The sequence below is a fragment of the Cellulomonas sp. JH27-2 genome, from assembly GCF_014837175.1.
Lineage (GTDB): Bacteria > Actinomycetota > Actinomycetes > Actinomycetales > Cellulomonadaceae > Cellulomonas.
This window is the reverse complement of the sequence record NZ_JACYFR010000003.1, coordinates 645436-665864: the sequence shown is the minus strand read 5'-3', so window position 1 is coordinate 665864 and position 20429 is coordinate 645436. Positions and strand designations below refer to the sequence as shown.

Annotated in this window: 22 protein-coding genes; 6 read left to right on the top strand and 16 right to left on the bottom strand. The window is 71.1% G+C overall.

Features of this window, described 5'->3' with window-relative positions:
• Nucleotides 1-31: 31 nt before the first annotated feature.
• Nucleotides 32-1681, bottom strand: a complete 1650-nt coding sequence (locus IC607_RS12095) for an ABC transporter substrate-binding protein (protein ID WP_191787602.1) — start codon at nucleotides 1679-1681, stop codon at nucleotides 32-34.
• A gap of 514 nt (nucleotides 1682-2195) precedes the next feature.
• Between IC607_RS12095 and IC607_RS12090 the strand changes: the two genes are divergently transcribed.
• Nucleotides 2196-2660 (top strand): nitroreductase/quinone reductase family protein, encoded by a 465-nt coding sequence (locus tag IC607_RS12090; protein WP_191787601.1) that lies wholly within the window; start codon nucleotides 2196-2198, stop codon nucleotides 2658-2660.
• Nucleotides 2661-2671: 11 nt separating this feature from the next.
• Here IC607_RS12090 and IC607_RS12085 read toward each other — a convergent pair whose 3' ends face one another.
• Nucleotides 2672-3163 (bottom strand): CGNR zinc finger domain-containing protein, encoded by a 492-nt coding sequence (locus IC607_RS12085; RefSeq protein WP_191787600.1) that lies wholly within the window; start codon nucleotides 3161-3163, stop codon nucleotides 2672-2674.
• Between the two features lie 58 nt (nucleotides 3164-3221).
• Between IC607_RS12085 and IC607_RS12080 the strand changes: the two genes are divergently transcribed.
• Nucleotides 3222-3887 carry a hemerythrin domain-containing protein gene (locus tag IC607_RS12080; protein ID WP_191787599.1) on the top strand — a complete coding sequence of 222 codons (666 nt, stop codon included), beginning with the start codon at nucleotides 3222-3224 and terminating at the stop codon, nucleotides 3885-3887.
• A 9-nt stretch (nucleotides 3888-3896) separates the two neighbouring features.
• On the opposite strand, the gene IC607_RS12075 is transcribed toward IC607_RS12080, so the two are convergent.
• Nucleotides 3897-5774 (bottom strand): Ig-like domain repeat protein, encoded by a 1878-nt coding sequence (locus IC607_RS12075; RefSeq protein ID WP_191787598.1) that lies wholly within the window; start codon nucleotides 5772-5774, stop codon nucleotides 3897-3899.
• A 276-nt stretch (nucleotides 5775-6050) separates the two neighbouring features.
• On the opposite strand from IC607_RS12075, the gene IC607_RS17895 reads away from it, so the two are divergent.
• Entirely contained in the window at nucleotides 6051-8729 is a 2679-nt protein-coding gene (locus IC607_RS17895) for a LuxR C-terminal-related transcriptional regulator (protein WP_191787597.1), read from the top strand.
• On the opposite strand, the gene IC607_RS12065 is transcribed toward IC607_RS17895, so the two are convergent.
• From IC607_RS12065 to IC607_RS12050, 4 genes are all read right to left on the bottom strand, one after another.
• Complete coding sequence (locus IC607_RS12065; protein WP_191787596.1) at nucleotides 8702-9277, bottom strand: hypothetical protein; 576 nt, start codon at nucleotides 9275-9277, stop codon at nucleotides 8702-8704. The genes IC607_RS17895 and IC607_RS12065 overlap by 28 nt on opposite strands.
• Before the next feature lie 15 nt (nucleotides 9278-9292).
• Nucleotides 9293-9718 (bottom strand): hypothetical protein, encoded by a 426-nt coding sequence (locus tag IC607_RS12060; protein WP_191787595.1) that lies wholly within the window; start codon nucleotides 9716-9718, stop codon nucleotides 9293-9295.
• 115 nt (nucleotides 9719-9833) lie between these two features.
• On the bottom strand, nucleotides 9834-10322 hold the full coding sequence (locus tag IC607_RS12055) for a DUF1269 domain-containing protein (protein ID WP_191787594.1): 489 nt from the start codon (nucleotides 10320-10322) through the stop codon (nucleotides 9834-9836).
• A gap of 58 nt (nucleotides 10323-10380) precedes the next feature.
• Entirely contained in the window at nucleotides 10381-13155 is a 2775-nt protein-coding gene (locus IC607_RS12050; protein ID WP_225224831.1) for an HAD-IC family P-type ATPase, read from the bottom strand.
• Nucleotides 13156-13291: 136 nt separating this feature from the next.
• On the opposite strand from IC607_RS12050, the gene IC607_RS12045 reads away from it, so the two are divergent.
• A complete protein-coding gene (locus tag IC607_RS12045; protein WP_191787593.1) occupies nucleotides 13292-13729 on the top strand; it encodes a DUF6325 family protein in 438 nt (145 codons plus the stop codon).
• A 14-nt stretch (nucleotides 13730-13743) separates the two neighbouring features.
• A complete protein-coding gene (locus IC607_RS12040; protein ID WP_191787592.1) occupies nucleotides 13744-14058 on the top strand; it encodes an SHOCT domain-containing protein in 315 nt (104 codons plus the stop codon).
• 74 nt (nucleotides 14059-14132) lie between these two features.
• On the opposite strand, the gene IC607_RS12035 is transcribed toward IC607_RS12040, so the two are convergent.
• The 5 genes from IC607_RS12035 to IC607_RS12015 form a co-directional block, all read right to left on the bottom strand.
• Entirely contained in the window at nucleotides 14133-14525 is a 393-nt protein-coding gene (locus tag IC607_RS12035) for an SHOCT domain-containing protein (protein WP_370526174.1), read from the bottom strand.
• Between the two features lie 28 nt (nucleotides 14526-14553).
• Nucleotides 14554-14973 carry a hypothetical protein gene (locus IC607_RS12030; protein ID WP_191787591.1) on the bottom strand — a complete coding sequence of 140 codons (420 nt, stop codon included), beginning with the start codon at nucleotides 14971-14973 and terminating at the stop codon, nucleotides 14554-14556.
• Nucleotides 14974-15073: 100 nt separating this feature from the next.
• On the bottom strand, nucleotides 15074-15475 hold the full coding sequence (locus tag IC607_RS12025) for a pentapeptide repeat-containing protein (protein WP_370526173.1): 402 nt from the start codon (nucleotides 15473-15475) through the stop codon (nucleotides 15074-15076).
• Complete coding sequence (locus tag IC607_RS12020) at nucleotides 15472-15774, bottom strand: HigA family addiction module antitoxin (RefSeq protein ID WP_191787590.1); 303 nt, start codon at nucleotides 15772-15774, stop codon at nucleotides 15472-15474. The genes IC607_RS12025 and IC607_RS12020 overlap by 4 nt, the downstream gene beginning before the upstream one ends.
• Nucleotides 15761-16042, bottom strand: coding sequence for a type II toxin-antitoxin system RelE/ParE family toxin (locus tag IC607_RS12015; protein ID WP_191787589.1), 282 nt, complete (start codon nucleotides 16040-16042; stop codon nucleotides 15761-15763). Before IC607_RS12015 ends, IC607_RS12020 begins: the two co-directional genes overlap by 14 nt.
• Nucleotides 16043-16176: 134 nt before the next feature.
• Here IC607_RS12015 and IC607_RS12010 point away from each other — a divergent pair, with 134 nt between their 5' ends.
• Nucleotides 16177-16623, top strand: coding sequence for a hypothetical protein (locus IC607_RS12010; protein ID WP_191787588.1), 447 nt, complete (start codon nucleotides 16177-16179; stop codon nucleotides 16621-16623).
• Between the two features lie 34 nt (nucleotides 16624-16657).
• Here the strand turns inward: IC607_RS12010 and IC607_RS12005 are convergent, their stop codons facing one another.
• The 4 genes from IC607_RS12005 to IC607_RS11990 are packed head-to-tail and all read right to left on the bottom strand — an operon-like array spanning nucleotide 16658 to nucleotide 20424.
• The gene (locus IC607_RS12005) at nucleotides 16658-16975 is read right to left on the bottom strand and encodes a hypothetical protein (protein WP_191787587.1); all 318 of its coding nucleotides are present in this window, start codon (nucleotides 16973-16975) and stop codon (nucleotides 16658-16660) included.
• 14 nt (nucleotides 16976-16989) lie between these two features.
• Complete coding sequence (gene ychF / locus IC607_RS12000; RefSeq protein ID WP_191787586.1) at nucleotides 16990-18069, bottom strand: redox-regulated ATPase YchF; 1080 nt, start codon at nucleotides 18067-18069, stop codon at nucleotides 16990-16992.
• A gap of 34 nt (nucleotides 18070-18103) precedes the next feature.
• Complete coding sequence (locus IC607_RS11995) at nucleotides 18104-19663, bottom strand: hypothetical protein (RefSeq protein WP_191787585.1); 1560 nt, start codon at nucleotides 19661-19663, stop codon at nucleotides 18104-18106.
• Nucleotides 19639-20424, bottom strand: a complete 786-nt coding sequence (locus IC607_RS11990) for an ABC transporter ATP-binding protein (RefSeq protein WP_191787584.1) — start codon at nucleotides 20422-20424, stop codon at nucleotides 19639-19641. Before IC607_RS11990 ends, IC607_RS11995 begins: the two co-directional genes overlap by 25 nt.
• Nucleotides 20425-20429 lie beyond the last annotated feature (5 nt).

The window sequence follows — 20429 nt, the reverse complement described above, 5'->3', positions numbered from 1 at the left end:
GGGCCCCACCCCCGGTCAGACGTGCGTCAGATCACTTCTTGGTGATCTCGTAGTACAGCGGGACGCTGTCCCAGCCGAACTCCACGTCGCCGACGAGCTTGGAGTAGCCGCCCGTGACGTTCGAGTACCACAGCGGGATGGCCGGCAGGTCCTTGAACAGCTGCTCCTGGGCCTTCTGGAAGTCGGCGTTCGCGGCGTCCACCGTCTTCTCCGCGGAACCCTTGGCGAACAGGTCGTCGACCGTCTTGTTGCTGTAGTTGCCGTCGTTCGAGCCCTTGCCCTGGCCGGCGGCCGTGGCGTAGAGCGGGCCGAGGAAGTTGAACAGCGACGGGTAGTCCGCCTGCCAGCCGGAGCGGAACGCTCCCGTCAGGCCGCTCTTCTTGTCGAGCTGCGCCTGCCCGATGTCCTTGCGCAGGTCGGCGAAGACCGCGTAGGACTGCCCCTCCGCGTCGATGCCCAGGTTCGCCTTGAGGTTGTTCGACACGGCGTCGACCCAGCCCTGGTGGCCACCGTCGGCGTTGTACGCGATGGTGAACTTGCCGGACCACTTGCTGATCGCGTCCGCCTGCGCCCAGAGCTTCTTGGCGTCCTCGGGGTTGTACTTCAGGACGTCGTTGCCCGGGATCTTGTCGGACCAACCGGCGATGACCGGCGACGTGAAGTCGGAGGCCGGCGTGCGGGTGCCCTGGAAGATCGTCTTCGTGATCGAGTCACGGTCGATGGCCTCGGAGATGGCCTTGCGACGGAGCATGCCCTCCTCGTCGGACTTGAAGTGGTCCTGCCACTGGCCGATCGTGAACGACTGGAAGATGGCGGCCGGCTTGTTGACCGCGCGGTCGCCCAGGTCCGACTCGAACGTCGAGTAGGCGCTGTCCGGCACGGCGTCGAGCACGTCGAGCTGGTCGGACTGCAGGTCGGCGTAAGCCGCGTCCTGGCTGGTGTAGAACTTCAGCGTGACGCCGCCGTTCTGGGGCTTGCGGTCGCCGCTGTAGTCGGCGTTCGGGACCAGCTTGATCTGGACGTTGTGCTCCCAGCCACCGTCGGCGACCTTGTAGGGGCCGTTGCCGATCGGGTTCTCGCCGAAGGCCTTCATGTCCGTGAAGGCAGCCGCGGGCAGCGGGTAGTACGCCGAGTAGCCGAGGCGCAGCGGGAAGTCGGCCTGGGGCGACGTCAGCTTCACCGTGAACGTGGTGTCGTCGACGACCTTGAGGCCGGTCAGCTCGCTGTCCTTGTCGTACGAGAAGCCCTCGATGGGCTCGAAGAAGTACGAGGAGAGCTGGGCGTTGCTCAGCTTGGCGCCGTAGTTCCAGGCGTCCACGAAGCTCTTCGCCGTGACGGGCTCACCGTTGGTGAACTTCCAGCCGGACTTGATCTTGATCGTCCAGTTCTGCTGGTCGTCCGAGGTGATCGAGTCGGCGACCTCGTTGTGCGTCTCGCCCTTGGCGTCGTAGTACACGAGGCCCGCGAAGATCATGTTGAGGATCTTGCCGCCGCCGGTCTCGTTCGTGTTCGTCGGGATCAGCGGGTTCTGGGGCTCGCTGCTGTTCGCCGTGACGATGCCGGTCGAGGGGCCGGACGCCGTGGTCGTGTCATCGCTGCTGTCGCCGCTGCTGCATGCGGTGAGCGCGAGCGCGCCCACGGCCACCGAGGCGGCGAAGCCGGCGAAACGCCTGATCTTCAATGTTCCTCCAGATGAGTGTCGACATCTGGGCTCCGCATGCCGTTCACGCCCGGTGCCCACACCGGACCGACACACTGAACCCGTCTCATGATGCCGAGAGGGTTGCGGGAAGACTACGAAACTCTCATCGGTACAAACCGGACACACGTCACTGTGCGGCCCGATCGTTACCGTATCGATACTGGGTAGTAGCGTCCAGCATGCGAGACGCCGCTCGGGTGAACCTGCCGGAAACACGCCCGTAATCTCAAGGCACCGGTTCGATCGCCCGCGATTCGGACATTGCGTGACGACATCGCTCACGCCATCTGCTAGGCGCGTCCATGCGTCCCCCTGGAAGCCGACGGTCTTCGACCTGCTCAGGCTATGACGTCGCTGGTCGTCGCGCGCGGCGGGCGCTCGACGACGTCCAGCCGGTCCCGTCCGAACGGGTCGGTCGCAACGACTCGTCCATCACCCGATCGACTGAGCCATCGCGGCGGTCTCGCCTCGGTCCGCATGTGAGGATCGGCCCGTGCACTTCACCGACGCCGTCCGCCGCCTGGGCCGCACCCGCTGGTTCGCGCGCCTCGGCCGGGCCCTCACGGGCCTCGACCGCCGGCTGCAGAAGGCGACCTCCGGCCGCTGGAGCGTGCTCGGTCGCTCGCAGCTGCCCCAGCTCATCCTCACGACGACGGGCGCGCGTTCCGGTCAGCCCCGCGAGGCCGTCCTGCTCTACGCGCGTGACGGCGAGCGCTGGCTAATCATGGGCAGCAACTGGGGTCAGGCCCACCACCCGGCGTGGTCGACCAACCTGCTCGCCGACCCGCGCGCGTCGGTCACGGTGAGCGGTCGCACGACGACCGTCGTCGCGCACCTCACGCTCGACGACGAACGCACCCGCCTGCTGCCCGCGCTCCTGGCCGTCTGGCCGGGCTACGAGGAGTACGCCGCCCGCTCGGGCCGCGACCTACGCGTCTTCACGCTCACGCCGGCCTGATCCTCGGCACGTCAGCGGGACCGGGCGCGCTCCCGGTAGGCGCGGGCCTTCATGACGTCGCCGCACTCCCCCATCGAGCACCAGCGCCCGGAGCGGTTGCGGGACGTGTCGTAGTAGATCCATTGGCAGTCCGGGTTGGCGCAAGCCTTCAGCCGCGCCCACTCGCCCGTCCGGGTCGCCTCGAGCACGGCGACGAGCACAGGCCCGACGACGTCGTCGGGCACCGTCGAGATCAGCGCCGGGTCGTCGCCCACGAACGTGACGCGCACCGGGTGCGCCGAAGCGAGCTCGTCGATCCGCGCGCGTTCTCGGCTGACCGCGTACGCGCGCACCGCGTCCCGCAGCTCCCGCACGAGCGCGGGCGCATCCGCGAGGCGGTCGACGCCGTGGAACCGGTCGTCGGTGTTGAGCAGCGCCCGCACGCCCTCGAGGCGCACGGGAGCGACACCCGGCTCCTCGCCCAGCGTGATCCACGGGTCCAGCGGGTTCTTGACGGCCGGCATGCTCTCCAGGATAGTCGTCACCACTGTTATTTGTTTACTGGTGACGAAGGAGTGATCGATGACGACCCTCGACGCACGGCCCGGCTGTGACACGTCGGACATGCTGACCATCCACGCGCTGTTCCGTCGGGCGTTCGCGGACGCGCCCGGCCTCGTGCGAGGCGTCGCCGACGGGGACGCCGAGCGCGCCCGGATCGTCGGCAGCCACGTCCGGGAGGTCGCCGGCGCGCTGCACACCCACCACTCCGGCGAGGACGAGCTGCTGTGGGACACGCTCGAGCAGCGGGCACCCGCGTGCGCCCTGCACGTCGGGCTCATGCGCGCGCAGCACCAGCAGACCGCGGTGCTGCTCGACGCGCTCCTCGCAGACCTTCCCGCGTGGGAGTCCTCCGGTGCGGCCACCGACGCTGCGCCCGTGGCCGACACGCTCGACGCGCTGGGCGACCTGCTCCAGGCGCACCTCGGTCAGGAGGAGGCCGACATCCTGCCCACCGCCGCCACCGTCATGACCCAGCGCGAGTGGGGCGCCCTGCACGAGCACGGCATGGCGTCCATCCCCCGCGACCGCATGCTGCTGCAGCTCGGCTGGATCCTCGAGGTGGTCGCGCCCGACGAGCGCGCCGGCTGGATGCGCACCAACCTGCCCGCACCCGCGCGCGTGATGTGGCGCATCGTCGGCCGACGGCAGTTCGCCGCCCACCGCGCCCGCGTCTACGGAGCGTGACGCGCGGCGTCAGCGCGCGCGGACCACCAGCTTCACCTTCGTCGTCGACGACGTCACGGCGCTGCTGCCCGTGTACTTCACCGTCAGCGAGTAGGTCTTGTGCTTCCACGACTTCGGCGTGCGCAGCGTCGCCCTGCCGTGCGAGACCTTGGCCTTCGTGACGTACGTCGACCCGCGGTACAGCTTCACGTATCCGGTGGCCGCGACGTCCGAGTGCACGCGGACGGAGACGGTGCCGGCGGTCCCCTGCCGGACCTTCTTGGCCGAGGCGCTGACGCTCGAGCGGTCCTTGACGATCACGGTCGTCGACGCCGACGACGCCTTGGACGCCGGGTCGCCCGCGTAGCGGACCGTGAACGTGCGCTTGCCCGCCTTCAGCCCGTGCGGCGTGCTGAACAAGGTGCGCCCGCCGACGAGCGTGCGCGTCGCGATCTTCGTGCCGTCCTGGTAGACGCTCACGGAGCCCGTCGCGCCCGCCGACACCGAGACCGAGACCTTGCCCTTGCTGCCCTCGACGACCGACGGGACCGAGATCCTCGAGGTCGTCGCGACGGCCGGTCGCGCCGCGTAGGTCACCGTGACCTGAGCGCCCGCCGCCGTCTGGCTGCCGATCCGGAGCGTCACGCGGCCGCCCCACAGGGTCAGCACGTCGCCGGCGGCTGCGGCGCCTCGGTACCGCCCGGCAGAGGTTGGGACAGCGATGGTGTAGAGGTCGCCGTCGGCGTCGTCGGGCAGGGTCAGGTGCACGCCACGACCGAACGTCACGTCCCCCTCGTCGAAGCCCGTGGCCGTGCGGTTCCCGGTGCTGGCGTAAAGAGTGCGGGCGTCCGTACCCGCGCCCGAGCGATAGTCGAGGTACAGCTCGGAGTCACCGTCCGGACCAGGGATCACCAGTGACGTGGTCCCGCTCGTCGCTGTCAGCGGCGCGATCGAGTACGTCGCGGCACGCGAGTTCCAGGCGATACGGCGCTCACGAGCCGCCTCGCCGGGGATGCCGAGGCGAGCCCGGTAGGCGCCGTCGAGCACGCCGGGCTCGAAGTCGTCCACCTGCAGCGCCTGCGGGCCGTACAGCCCCCAGTACTCGTACTCGCCGACGCCGTAGTCGTCCGCGAGCGCCAGGAACGTGTGGCCGAGGCCGAAGTGGTGGCCGAGCTCGTGCGCGAGGATCCCCCACTGGCTGCCGATCACCTGGATGTAGCCGCCGGTCGCGAAGCCGGTGCCGACGTTCGCGACGCCCGCGTAGCCGTAGTCCTCGGCGCAGCCCTCCGGGCTGAACACTGCAAGGTGGTTGCCCGGTGCGGCGAAGTCCACGTCCGGGTAGACGGCCGCGGCCTGCTCCCAGAGGTCGGTGTAGTCGTACCCGCAGCTGTCGTCGAGGCTCAGCGCGGCGCTGCTCACGATGGAGAACGAGGTGATGGCTCCACGAGCCTGGCCCTTCCAGTACGCCGCCGCCGTCGTGGCCACCGTCGTCGCCGAGGCGGGGGTGAACGACCCGTCGGTGTCGGCGTCCTGGATCGCGACCACGTACATCCGCTCCGCGAGGGGCGTCGAGGGCCGCGCGACGGTTGCCGCGACCTTTGTCGCGACGACGCTCGCCGATGCCTCCCGGGACGCAGAGATCACGGCCCGCACCTGGTCGCCCGCCGCGGCAGAGGTGGATCGGGGGTCCGACGCGAGCGGCACGACCCGGCCGTCGTCGGCCAGGAGCACGCGGTCGTCGCGCTGCGGCGTCGCCGACGGCGCGCCGAAGTCGTCGACGCTCACGGACGCGACCGTGCCGCCGACCGACGGCGTCGGGGCGGGCGCCGCGACCGCCGGTGCGGCAGACAGAGCAGCGACCACGAGGCCGGACGCGAGCGAGAGAGCGGAGGTCTTCCAGGAGCGCATGCGCACAGTGAAGCGGAGCGCACCGCCACCGCCCAGCCCCACCCACGGTGGCCGATCCGCGCACTTCGCCCGAGGCGGGCGCAATCGGTCGGGCCACCGGTCATACCGGGCAGCGAGCACGCAGTTTTTCACCCGCTCGCGCGATGCCGCCGCCGTCCACCCGTCCCGCTCTCGACCTTCGAGGCGCAGATCACAGCCGCGCAGGGCCCTGGTCACGGGCTCACCGCCGTGCCAAGGTGAGTCGTCCGGTTCGTCCGTCGATGCAGGGGATCCCTCGTGCCCGTCGATGACCTCCGCACCCCCCGTCCCCTCGACGGGCTCGTCCTCCTGGACGCCCAGTCGCGCTCCGCGCGTGCCGCGATCTCCCAGGCGAAGCTGCGTCCCGCCCTCAACCCCGCCTACCTCCTGCCGCGGCCCCGGCTGCACGCGCTCATGGACGCGTCCGTCGCGGCACCGCTCACTCTCGTCGTCGCGCACGCCGGCTCCGGAAAGACCTCGCTGCTGCGCAGCTGGGTGGCGGAGTCCAGCGCGCCGATCGCCTGGTTGTCGCTCGACGAGCACGACCGGGACCCCGCCCAGCTCTGGCGCGGGGTCCTGGCAGCGCTCGAGTCGATCGCCCCGGGGTGCTCGACGGCTGCCGCGACCCAGCTCCAGCGGCCCGGCGAGCTCCTCGATGCCGTCGGGGCGCTGCTCGACGACCTGGAGTCACGGCAGGACGACCCACGCGTGCTCATCGTCGACGACCTCCACCTGGTCGACGACGTCGAGGCCGTCGCGGCGTCCGTGGCCCTCTTCGTCCAGCACCTGCCGCCGTGGCTCCACGTCGTGATCGCGAGCCGGCGCTCGCCGCGGCTCCCGCTGCACCGGCTGCGAGCGCGCGGGCAGCTGGGCGAGGTCCACTTCCCTGAGCTGCGGTTCTCGTTCGACGAGGCCACCGCGATGCTGGCCAGGATCGCGCCCGACCTGCCACCCGAGGACGTCGCCGAGGTGGCGGCACGTGCCGGTGGGTGGGCCGCGAGCATCCAGCTGGCCGCGATCGCAGCCCGGTCGGCACAGGCACAGGGCCGCCGATACGTCCCGAGCCGCGACCACGAGCAGAACTACCTCGAGGGGTACGTCTGGCACGAGGTGCTCGACCACGAGCGCGACGACGTCGTCGACGTGCTCCTCGCGACGTCCGTGGTCGAGCACATCGACGCGGGGCTCGCCCAGGTCCTGGCGGAGCGGGACGACGCCGCGGGGCTGCTGGCTCTCGCCGAGGACCGTGGGCTGTTCGTGTCCCGGACCGAGCACGCCGGCTTCGAGATGCACGCGCTCGTGCGCGAGGTGCTGCTCGCGGTGCTCGAGGAGCGGGCGCCCGAGCGCCTGACCCAGCTGCACGGCTGGGCCGCCGGCTGGTACGAGGCGCACCAGCAGACGCCCACGGCCCTCGAGCACCTCCTGCGGGCGGACCGCCCGCGCGAGGCCCTGCACCTGCTGGCCACGCAGGTGGCGGCGCTGTACGACGGCGGGCACGCGAGCACGATCCTGCAGGTCATCCGCTCCTTGCCGGCGTCCGTCGCCTCCGACGGCATCGAGGCGATGGTCGAGTTCGCCTGGTGCCACCTGCTCGTCGACCGCCGCCGGTTCGTCGAGCTCGTCCACGGGCTGCAGCGGGTCACCGCGGGAAGCACCGACGTCGACCCGGTCTGGGCGGCCCGCCTGGACCTGCTCGGGTCGATCGCCGCGACGCTGCAGGGCGACTGGGCGGACGGCGCGACTCTCGCCCACACCTGCCTGCGCACGCTGGGCGACGCGTGGTGGCTCGACCCGCTCGGTCAGTTCTCGTGGAACATGGTCGCGCGCGACATCGCACTCTCCGAGCGCTGGGACGACGACGGCACGGAGGCCCACCAGGTGGTCCGCGCGCTCGGCCTGGTGCCGGAACGCAGCAGCGCGCTGACCGGCAGCGTCGCCATGGCCGAGGCGCTGGCCGGTCGCCCGGTCGATGCGCTGCGACTCGTCGCGGCGGCGCGCCAGGCCTCCGAGCACTCGAACATGACGATCTCCCGGACCGAGGCCCTGACCGCCGCTGCCCTGGCGCACCGCGAGCTCGGCGACACCGCGGTCGCACTCCCGCTCCTCGTCGACCTCGCCGCGAGCCGGGTCGAACCGGCACCGCACTGCGAGCTGCTGGCGATGATCGAGCTCACGTACGCGCACCTGGGCGCGGGACGCCAGGGCGCGGCCGAGGCCGAGTTCGGGCACGCTGCCGAGCTCGTCGACACCGAGATGCCGGGACAGGGCGCACGCTCGTGGCTCGGGCGGGCCGGTGTCACGCTCAGCCTGGCGGTCGGGGACGTCGACGGCGCGCGCGGCTGGTCGAGCCAGGTGGACGACCCGTTCTGGACGGGGGCTGTCCAGGCCCGCATCCACCTCGCCACGCACGACGTCGGGTCGGCCGTCGACGCCCTCAAGTCCGCGGAACCGCGCTGCCCACGGCACGAGGTCGTCGCGGGCCTCCTGCACTTCCGCGCGCGCGACGAACTCCAGCCCGCCGACGAACACCTCGAGCGTGCGGTGGAGGCCGCGGTGCGCCACGGTCTGGTGCAGACCGTGGCGGACGAGGGCCGCGACGTGGTCGACGCGGTCGAACGCCTCGCCTGGACGGTGCCCCCGGTGTGGCTCGACCGGCTGCGCCGGGCGGTGCCGACCACCGAGTCCGTCGGGGCGCCGGCGCAGATGGTCGAGGAGCTGACCGAGCGCGAGCTCGAGGTCCTCCGGATCCTGCCGAGCCGGCTGCCCCTGCGCGAGATAGCGGACGAGCTCTTCATCTCGATCAACACCCTGAAGTTCCACCTCAAGGTCGTCTACCGCAAGCTGGGGTGCTCGTCACGTGCCGAGGCGGCCGCCGTCGCGCGGTCGATGACCAGCCTGCACCGCGCCGCTCAGCCGCCGAGCACCCTGCGCCGCTGAACGTCGTACCGCTCGAGCGGCAGCAGCCCGCGGTCGACGAGGTGGGCGAGCTCGCGCACCTGCGCGACCTGGTCGATCTGCGGGGTCCCGCGGACGATGAGATCGGTCGAATGCCCGTCGACCGCGTCGGAGACCCGGTCCCGGGCGATCCGCTGACCGGCGACGAGGCGAGCGCCGCCCTTGCGCGCGGCGTCGGAGAGCCTGCCGGCCCACCTGTCCTCGACCAGCAGCAGCAGCGCCGTCTCGTCGGCCTCCAACGACACCGACGCGAGAGCGACGTCGTGCGCGCTCAGCAGCACCCGGCCGTCGAGTGCCGCCGTGAGCACCGCGAGCGGTGCATGGTCGGCGGGATCGCTCGGGACGACGCGCGTCGACGTCGCCTCTCGCTCCAGCGCGACGGCGTCCAGGAGCCGGATCGAGCCGGCGTCGACGAGCCCCACCAGCGCGTCCGCGACCGGGCCGAGCGCGCCGACGTGGGGCGCGCTGACCACGACGTACTCGAGCAGGTCGAGGTCCGGCGCCGCGCCGCCGTCACCGTCGTCCGCCATCGCCCCCTCCTACCTTCAGTGCAGCCCCACCTTGAGCAGGACCACGAGCAGCCCGACGCACGCACCGGCGACCGCACACATCACGCGCGCACCCCCGCGCAGCCCGCCGCGGGCCCCGGCCACATAGCTGTAGATCGTCAGCAGGGCGATCGTGGCGCCCAGGGCGATCCAGGCGGCCGTACGCAGCTCCGCCCCGAAGACGGTCGACACGAGCAGCACCGCGAGCGGCACGACCGACGCGCCGGCGATCGGGAGCGTCTCGCGGAACGCGTGCCGCAGGGCGACCATCGCGTGGTGCCCGTGCGCGAGCGCGCTCCCGATCGTGACGGCGTGCAGGTGCGCCACCCAGTACACGGCGACCGTGCCGAGGATGACGACGCTGAGCTCGCCGACGGTCTCGCTGTGGCTCGTCCCGACGGCAATCGCCGCGGCGCAGACCACGGTGCCCGTGATCGCGCCTTCGCCCCCTCGGACGAGGCCGAGGGGGTCGCGGCGGGGTTGCCCACCAGGTCCGCGCGGTGCGCCGTCGGTCGGTGCGCCATCTGTCGGTGCCCCCTCACGCACCGCCGAACGTCTCCAGCAACGTCTCGCGCTCGGCCGGCGTCAGGTTGGTGGTGATGAGCCTCGCGTCGCGGGCCCGGAACCTCTCCCCCAGGCGGTCCAGGTCCGCGTTCTCCGTCACCATGAAGAGCGCGGACGTCCCGGGGGTGACCTCGGTGCGGATCCGCTCCAGGTCGCCCTTGGTGATCCCCGTGCCCTCCGTCGACTTCGCGAGCGCGCCGAGGCCGGCGCCGAGCACCGCACCGACGACCGGGACCGCGAACAGGGCACCACCGAGGACGCCCCACAGCGCACCCCACCCCGCACCGCGCTTGTTCCCGTCGTGCTTGTGGTGCAGCGTCGGGCTCTCCGCGTCCGCCGGCCACGTGATCACGGCGTGGTCGACGATGGTCACCAGGCCGTCGCGGACCGCGTCCTTCAGCACGGACTCGGCGTGGACCGCGCCCTCGGGGTCGTCGAACTTCCAGACGGTGAACGTCGTCATGCCCTTCTCCTTCTCGTGGGACGCCGCGGGCGGCGCGCGTGGTGCCGTGCTTTCCGGGTCATGCGGGTACTGCGTCGGACGGAACGCGGTCCGACCTGCGGACGAACAGCTTGATCAGCTCCTCGACGACCACCAGCGAGGCGGCGATGCCCACGCAGATGCTCCACTGCGTGAACGTCATCCCGGTGGTCCCGAAGATCCGCTCGAGGAAGTCGAGCGCGGTGATCGCGACGATCGCGAGCAGTGCGATGCCGTAGCGCCGCAGCTGGAGCCGGCCCGGGATCGCGTCGCGGTCGAAGATCGACCCGCGCTGGTCGCGCGACAGCAGCGCGCCCGCCAGGTGGAAGACGGACAGAGTCGTGAGCAGCATGGTCGATGCCAGGATCGCCTCGCCCTGGTGGTCGCCGATCTGGTAGGCGACCAGCGAGCCCACCGTCATCACGAACCCCTGCACGCACAGGCGCACCCAGTTGCTGCGCGACAGCACGGGGTCGGACACCGGCCGCGGCGGCCGGGCCATCAGGCCCTTCGCCGGTTGGTCGAAGCCCAGCGCGACCGCCAGCGGGATGTCGATGACCATGTTGACCCACAGGATCTGCAGCGGGTTGAGCGGTGCACCCGCTGCGATCCCGAAGATGCCCGCGCCGATGAAGATCGCGATGTACGCCACGAGCGTGGACATCTGGAAGCGCAGGTACTTGAGCAGGTTGTCGTAGAGCGTGCGGCCGTAGGAGACGGCGCCGACGATGGTCGCGAAGTTGTCGTCGGTGAGGATCATGACGGCCGCCTCCTTGGAGACCTCCGTCCCGGTGATGCCCATCGCGACACCGATGTCGGCGGTCTTGAGCGCCGGCGCGTCGTTCACGCCGTCGCCCGTCATGGCGACGATGTTCGACTTCTCCTTGAGGATGCGGACCAGGCGGACCTTGTCCTCGGGTGCGACGCGCGCGATCACCCCGATGTCGTCGATCTCCCGCGTCAGCTCCTCGTCGTCCATCGCCGCGAACTGGGCACCCGTGACCGCGCGTCCCTCGATGCCGAGCTCGGTGGCGATCGCGGCCGCCGTCGTGGCGTGGTCACCCGTGATCATCCGCACGCGGATGCCGGCCTCGCGGCACTGGGCGATGGCGTCCCGGGCCTCGGGGCGCGGCGGGTCGACGATGCCCACCATCGCCAGCAGCGTGAGGTCCTGCACCACGCCGATCAGGTCGGCGTCGGCGTGCACCGTCCCGGGCTCGAGGTCACGCTGCGCGACGACCATGACCCGCTCGCCCGCGTTGGCGATCGCGTCGTTCGCGTCGAGCGCCAGCCGGCGGTTGTCGTCGGTGATCGGCGTCAGCGTGCCGTCGGGGTTGCGCAGCGTCGTCGCCCGCGCGACGAGGACGTCGGGTGCGCCCTTGACGTAGCAGCGGACCACGGGGCGGCCGTCGTCGGCCGTCATCTCGTGGAACGTGGCCATGAACTTGTACTCCGAGTCGAACGGGACCTCCGCCACGCGCGGCAGCGCGGCCCGCGTCTGCGCGATGTCGAGGCCGCCCTTGGCGCCGAGGACGATGAGCGCGCCCTCCGTCGGGTCGCCGATCAGGCTCTCGCCGTCCAGGACCGCGTCCGCGCACAGCACCATCGGCAGCAGGTAGGGGTCCAGGTCGACGTTCAGGCCGCCGACGTGGCTGATCGCCCCGACCGTGCTGTACCCCTCGCCCGAGACCGTGAACCGGTGCTGGCCGGGGATCACGAGCTCGCGCGCGGTCATCTTGTTGAGGGTCAGCGTGCCGGTCTTGTCCGAGCAGATCGCGGACGTCGAGCCGAGCGTCTCCACCGCCGGCAGGCGCTTGACGATGGCGTGCCGCCGCGCGATCTCGCGGGTGCCCATCGACAGCAGCGCGGTGACGACGGCCGGCAGGCCCGTCGGGATGGCCGCGACCGCGAGCGCGACGCCCGTGACGAACAGGGTGTCGAACGACTGCCCCTGCGCGAGGCCCAGCAGCACGACGACCACGAGCGCGACCGCCGCGATGCTCGCGATGATCTTGGACAGGGAGTCGAGCTGCCGCTGCAGGGGCGTCTTGCTGGCCTCGGTGTGGGCGAGCATGTCGGCGATGTGCCCGATCTCGGTGCCCATGCCGGTCGCCGTGACGACCATCTCGCCGCGGCCGCGCGTCACGGAGGTGTTCATGTACGCCATGCAGATGCGGTCCCCGAGCGGCACGTCCGTGCCGGTGACGGGCTCGGACGTCTTCGCGACCGGCAGGCTCTCGCCCGTCAGGGCCGCCTCCTCGATCTCGAGCGTCGCCGCGAGCGTGATGCGGGCGTCCGCGGGGACCCGGTTCCCTGCCTCGACGAGCACGACGTCGCCGGGCACCAGCTGCGACGCGTCGATCTCGACGGCCTGACCGTCCCTGCGCACCCGCGCGACGGTGCGCATCATCTGCGAGAGCGCCTTGACGCTCTCCTCGGCCTTCGCCTCCTGCCGCAGGCCGATCACCGCGTTGAACACGGTCAGGCCCGCCAGCACGACCGTCGTTCCCGTGTCACCCGTGACGAGCTGGTTGACCAGCGCGGCGCCCAGCAGCACCAGCTGCATGAAGTCCTGGTACTGGCGCAACCAGGCGTGCCAGCCCGGCTCCGCCTTGCCGCCCGCGAGCTCGTTGGCGCCGTGCGTCGCGAGGCGTGCCTGAGCCTCCGCCGACGTGAGGCCCTGGGCGAGATCCACGTCCAGGTCGGCGGCGACGTCGGCGGCGCTCGCCGCGACCGGGTCGAACCCGCGCGCACGCGTCGCGACCTGGGTGTGGCTGTCGTCGTCGGCCATCCGGCACTCCCGCGAGGTAGGCATCAGGGCTTCCTCGCCGATCGTCGCCGCCCGGAGGGTGGTCGCACCTCACCCCTGCCGGGGTGGGGCGCGACCACCCGCCCGGATGTGACCGTGTCCTGGCCAGACCTCATCGCGGACCAACCCTGGAGGAGGACCGATGCCTCAGCAAGACGTAGGACCCATCGACTATCTCGCAGTCGAGCTGCCGGGAGCGAAGCTCGACGGGAACGGCCTGCGCGCCCTGATCGACCTCGTCGACCGCGGGATCATCAAGATCCTGGACCTCGTGGTCGTCGTGACCGACGGCGGCGGGGCCTCGGTGCTCGAGCTGGCCGACCTCGACGGCGACGGCGAGCTCGACCTCACCTACTTCGAGGGCGTGCGGTCCGGGCTTCTCGACGACGACGACATCGAGCAGGCCGCGGCGCTCACCGAACCGGGTGACGCCGTCGCCCTGCTCGTCTACGAGAACACCTGGGCCGGCCCGTTCGTCACCGCGATGCGGAACGCCGGCGCCGAGGTCGTCGCCAGCGGACGCATCCCGGCGGAGGACGTCATCGCCGCGCTGGACGCGCTCGAAGCAGCGGAAGCCTGAGAGGAAGGACGACCATGGGACTCATCGGAGGAATGGCCAGGACGGCCGTCGTCGCCGGGACCGCGACAGCGGTATCGAACCGCGTCTCCCGACGCCAGGCCGGACGCTGGGCCGCGGAGGGCCAGCAGCAGGTCGAGCACGACTACTACCAGCAGCAACAGCAGCCGACGTACGCACAGCCGACCTACGCCCCGCCCCCGCCCGCACCCGCTGCGGTCTCGTCCGACGCGCTGATCGAGCAGCTGCAGAAGCTGGGGACGTTGCGCGACCAGGGCATCTTGACGCAGGCGGAGTTCGACGCGCAGAAGGCCAAGCTGCTGGCCGGTTGACGCCACCGCTGCGAGACGCAGCGAGCGGCCCCCTCGTCGTGGCGACGAGGGGGCCGCTTCGTCCGTCCGACCGCTCAGGCTGCCAGCAGCTTGGCCTTCGCCTGCGCGAACTCCTCCTCGCTCAGCACACCGCTGTCGCGCAGCTCGGCGAGCCCCTTGATCTCGGCTGCTGTGCTGGTCCCACCCGACGAGCCGGCGACGCTCTGCACGTAGGAGCGCATCTGCTCGTCGCGGCGCCGGGCCTCGCGGGCTGCGTGCTCCCCCATCTTCCGCCCGCGCGCGATCAGGTAGATGAGCACCCCGAGGTACGGCAGCACGATCACGAAGATCGTCCACAGCGCCTTGGCCCAGCCACCCATGTCGTCGCTGCGGAAGATGTCCGCGAAGACCGTGATGAGCAGCCAGATCCAGATGAAGAAGAGGAAGAACCACATCATCGCGAGGATGACGTCTCCGAGGTTGTTCACGATGTACCTCCAGTGGCAAAGGGCGCGGTCAGCGGGGGTCGGTGCGCAGGAGCTGGATCAGAGCCCAGATGACGAAGACGTTGAAGCCGATGACGACCAGCGACCACAACGGGTAATAGGGCAGGAACGCGAAGTTGGTCAGCACTGCCAGGCCGGCGATGAACAGGCCCACGGCGTAGGCCCATGACTGCTGCATGAGGATGCCGATCGCCACCAGCACCCCGATCACGCCCAGGATCAGGTGGATCCATCCCCAGGTGGTCAGGTCGAACGCGTAGACGTAGCCGTTCGCGACCGCGTACAGCTCGTCCTTCGCGAGCGCGGAGATGCCCTGCAGCACGTCCATCGCCGAGGACATCAGCAGGAACACGCCGGCGATGATGGCCGCGGACTCCGCGGCGGTGCGGCGGGCGGAGCGGTCGGGGCGGTAGGACGGTTCTGCGCTCATGGCTTGCCTCCTGGTTCGACGGGTGTGCTGATCGTCGAACGGCGGCGGGTGGCGCCGCGCCACCCCACCCGGGGTGGTTGCCCGGTACGCCTGACGACGGCTACGACAGCTCGAGGCTCACGCCGGCGTCGCACAGGACGCCGTCGAGACGCGTGGCGGTCGCGCCACGGCGGACGCCCACGGAGCCGAACCACACGTCGGTCAGATCCGTGTCGCGCAGGTCCGCCCCCGTCAGGTCGCACCCGGCGAACGACGCCCCGCGCAGGGACGCCCCCCTGAGGTTCGCGCCGGTCAGGTCGCACAGCTTGAAGCGCCAACCGTCGAGGGTGGCGTGACGAAGGTCCGCCCCCGCGAACGTGCAGCGGTCGAGCCGCAGCAGCCTCGGCCCGGCCACGGACGCCAACGCCGCCCGAGAGAAGTCGACCCGGCGGAGGGTTGCGCCGTTGTAGGCGCTCGTCAAGGCACTGCGTGCGCCCTCCTCGACGAGGCCGTTCGTGCTCACGCCACCTGCAGCGGGACGATCGCGGCGATCTGTCCGGCTGCACGGTCCTCGGCGCGATCGAGGTCGTAGTGCGTCTGGAGGTTGAGCCAGAACTGCGCCGACGTGCCGAAGTATCGTGCGAGCCGCAGCGCCGTGTCGGCCGTGATCGCGCGCTTGCCGTGCACGATCTCGTTGATCCGACGCGGCGGCACGCCGATCGACACCGCCACCTTGTGCTGCGTGATCCCGAGGCCCTCGATGAAGTCCTCCATAAGCACCTCACCGGGGTGGATGGGCGCGAGCCTCTCAGTGGTAGTCAACGATCTCCACCTCCTCCGGACCGGCGTCGGTCCACACGAAGCAGATCCGCCACTGGTCGTTGATCCTGATGCTGTGCTGCCCGGCCCGGTCACCCTTGAGCGCCTCGAGCCGGTTCCCCGGTGGCACTCGGAGGTCGTCGAGCACCTCCGCGGAGCCGACCTGGCGAAGCTTGCGCAGCGCGACTCGATGGATTCGCGGATCGATCGAGTGCACACGTTCTCTACGCCACAGCCGTTCGGTGTCCTTGCTCCCGAACGACCTGATCACTACCGGAGGATAGAACGCGCTGCGTCAATAACGCTAGGCGTTACCTACCTGACGACGCGCTGCGTCGTCGACGCCCACAACAGTCGGACGCCAGTCACGCCATTCGCCCGTTCGGGCTTCGATATCGTCTATCCGTGATCGACGAGGCGCCATGGTCGGACTACAGCCGGGCGCGGCTCCCTCTTGGGCTGACCTACGCCGTCGGGCGCGACGTCATCCAGGATGAGCTCCGACGGGCAGGCGCGACGATCGGCTCCCTGTCTTTCGGACCCCCACCGCCGCGTCCGTTCGACGACGACGGCGGCGCGCTGATCTTCGACGTGTACTGGGTCGGCGATGCGCGACCGTCACGTCTCGACGTCTACCGGGGAGCACCACCGACCGACCGGCTCCTCATGCGGTGGAGTGGGGTTCCGTCGTCGGTACGTGCCGCCATCGCCGACGAGCTGGCCCAGCACTGGCTGCCGCTTGCGTGCGCCTGGGCCGCAGAAGCTCCTCACCGCGGGAACACCTGGGCGGCCACCGATCATCGCTGGATGGTCGTCCGCATGGGTACGAGCCTCAGACTGGCGGAGGACTGAGGGGAGTGCTGACGTTCGCGGGCGCCCTCGAAGCTCAGCCGTCCTCGCGCCCCGGAAGCGGCGCGCTTTCGAGGAACGCCTCGTAGGCGCCCTTCGCATCGTCGTCGACGACCGGGGCGCCCGGCCCGTACCGGAGGTCCTTCCGATCACGCTTCGGGCCCGACAACCAGAACGTCTCATCGGTCGCGATGTCGTAGAAGTTGGCGTCGAAGCGCTGGAACCGTCGAAGTTCGCGTCCGTGGAACCGCGCTGTCTTCCACGACTTGTTGAAGTCCACCCAGCCGATCCACGACGGTCCTCGATCGATGTCGAAGCCCGTCTTCAGCTGGACGAACATCAGGCGCCGCGCCATGGTGACCGCACGCGTCAGACGTTGAAGCGGAACTCCACCACGTCGCCGTCGGCCATGACGTAGTCCTTGCCCTCGATGCGGGCCTTGCCGGCGGCGCGGGCGGCGGCGACGGAGCCGGCCTCGACGAGGTCGTCGAACGAGATGACCTCCGCCTTGATGAAGCCCTTCTGGAAGTCCGTGTGGATGACACCCGCCGCCTGCGGGGCCGTCCAGCCCTGGTGGATGGTCCAGGCGCGGGACTCCTTGGGGCCGGCCGTGAGGTAGGACTGCAGGCCGAGCGTGTGGTAGCCGGCGCGGGCCAGCTGGTCGAGGCCGGCCTCGTCCTGGCCGTTCTCGGCGAGCATCTCGCGGGCCTCGTCGGGCTCGAGCTCGACGAGCTCGGACTCGAACTTGGCGTCCAGGAAGATGGCGTCCGCCGGGGCGACGAGCGCGCGCAGCTCGTCCTGCATCGCGGTGTCGGCCAGGCCGGCGTCGTCGGTGTTGAAGACGTAGATGAACGGCTTGGCCGTCATGAGCTGGAGCTGGGCCAGCTGCTCGGCGTCGATCTTGCCGCCGCCGGCGAACAGCGTCTGGCCGGACTCGAGCACGGCCTGCGCCTCCTGCGCCGCAGCCAGGAGCGCCGCGTCGGCCTTCTTGCCGCGCACCTCCTTCTCCAGGCGCGGGACCGCCTTCTCGAGGGTCTGCAGGTCGGCGAGGATCAGCTCGGTGGCGATGATCTCGATGTCGTCCTTGGGGTTGACCGCGCCGCTGACGTGCACCACGTCGGGGTCGGCGAACACGCGCGTCACCTGGCAGATCGCGTCGGCCTCGCGGATGTTGGCGAGGAACTTGTTGCCCAGGCCCTCACCCTCCGACGCGCCCTTCACGATGCCCGCGATGTCCACGAAGGACACCGTCGCGGGCAGGATGCGCTCGGAGCCGAACAGGTCGGCGAGCACCTGCAGGCGCGGGTCGGGCAGCGGGACGACGCCGACGTTGGGCTCGATCGTGGCGAACGGGTAGTTCGCCGCGAGCACCTGCGCGCGGGTCAGGGCGTTGAAGAGGGTGGACTTGCCGACGTTGGGCAGGCCGACGATGCCGATGGTGAGTGCCACGGGAGACGAGTCTACGGGCGGATCCAGGCCCCACTCACGTGAACGCCATGATCCGCTGGAGCAGCACCGGCGCGTTCTTCTCCAGGACGCGCCCGCCGTAGCGCACGCCCAGCAGCAGCGCCGTCACGCCCAGGGCCAGCCCGACGACGAGCGTCACGAGTCCGACGAGCGCCGAGCCGCCGCGCACCGCGACGACGGCGAGCACGGTCTCCGGCAGCGTCGCGACCGCGAGCACCGCCCATCCGCCCAGCTGGGAGACCAACGCGGCCGACGAAGCGCCCTGCCGGGTCTGGAACGGGCTGTCGCCCGGCTGCTGCACGGGGTAGACGACGTACGCCGACACGACGCTCGCCAGCCCGAACCCCGTCAGGAGCAGGCCCAGGGCCGCGCCGAGCAGCGGGACGATCGTCGTCGGGCGATCCGTCAGCAGCGCCGAGCCCACGACGAAGACCACGACCACCGGGACCGCGAGACAGCCCGCCGCCAGGACCCGCCCCCACCGGTCCACGCGGCCGTCGAGTGGTGCCGCGACGTGTGTCCAGAACGCCGTGCCGTCGTACGCGACGTCTGCCGAGACCGACCAGCCCAGCAGGAACGCCGCGATGGGTCCCGCCAGGATCAACGCGCCGCCGTCGCGGTCCATGACCCACAGGACGATCGGGACGACTGGCACCACGGCGACGGCCATCGCGTAGCGCGGGTCGCGTATCCAGTAGGTCAGGCAGCGGGCGCTCACCGCGCCCACGGGCGTCGCGGGCAGACGGTCGAACCAGCCCAGGCCGCGCTGCTTGCTGGGCGCCTCCTGGTGCGGCGGGTTGACCAGGGCCCGGCCCAGGGCCGCGGCCCACACCCACGCCGCGAGCGCGAGCGTGCCGAGCGCGATGCCGAGGTGCGCGCCGGCGAGGAGCCAGTCGCGCGCGGCGACGTCGGCGCCGACCGCCCACGGCGCACCGAACGGCGTCCAGGCCAGCACGTCGCCGACCCGGCGCAACGCGTCGGTGTCCGCCGTGAAGCCAGACGAGAAGCCACCGAGCAACGGGCCCACCAGCACCAGCGGGACGAACGCGAGGACCGCCATCGCCTCGCGCACGCGCCTGCGCCCGATGAGCGGCAGCGCGACGGTCGTCGTCGCGCGCGACCCGACCACCGCGAGCGCGAGCCCCACCACGGACGCACCCAGCCCGACGACCAGCGCGAGCGGGTCGTGCCACCAGACCGCACCGATGGACAGCGCGGACAGCGCACTCATGGCGCCCGGGATCCCGATCACGCCCGCGAGCGCCAGGCCGACGAGCAGGGTGCGCCGCGGCACCGCGAACGTCACGAAGCGCGCCGGTTCCAGCGTCGAGTCCACCCCGAACGCGACCAGCGGGACGAACCACCAGGCCGCCACGAGCACGGTGCCGACGATGACCGTGACCGGCCGGCGCAGCTCCTCGTCGCTCACGCTCAGCGCGATCATCCCGGCCACGACCAGCAGCGCCACCATGAGCCCGTAGAGCGCGCCGACGACGAGCCCGACCACCTGCCACACCGAGCGCTTGAGCCCGTTCGCGACGAGCTGGAGCTTCAGTCGGAGGAGGTGCGCAACCATGCGAGCCCTCCCCCGCTGACCCGACCGCCGACGAGCTCCACGAACCGGTCCTCGAGGCTGGCGTCGCCGCGCACCTCGTCGACCGTGCCCGCCGCCAGCACGTGCCCGCCCGCGATGACGGCGACGTGGTCGCACATGCGCTGCACCAGGTCCATGACGTGCGAGGACACGACGACCGTGCCGCCGCTGGCCACGTACGACGCGAGGATGTCGCGGATGTTGGCGGCGGAGACCGGGTCGACGGCCTCGAACGGCTCGTCGAGCACCAGGACGCGCGGTGCGTGGACGAGCGCGCAGGCCAGCGCGATCTTCTTGGTCATGCCCGCGGAGTAGTCGACGACGAGCGAGCGAGCGTCGGCTTCGAGGGCCATGGCCGCGATCAGGTCGGCGGTGCGGGCGTTCACCGTGTCGCGGTCGAGGCCGTGCAGCAGGCCCGCGTACGTGACGAGCTGCGCACCCGTGAGCCGGTCGAAGAGCTTGACGCCGTCGGGCAGCACGCCGAGCAGCCGCTTGACGTCGGCCGGCCGCTGCCACAGGTCCTGACCGTGCACCAGGACCGTGCCCGCGTCGGGCTGGAGCAGCCCCGTGGCCATGGACAGCGTGGTCGTCTTGCCCGCTCCGTTGGGGCCCACGAGACCGTAGAACGAGCCCGTCGGGACCACCAGGTCGATGCCCGCCACGGCGATCTTGGGCCCGAACCGGCGCCACAGGCCCTGCAGGCGCAGGGCTGGCGGACTGGCGGCAGCGCTCTCGTCGGGCATCGCGT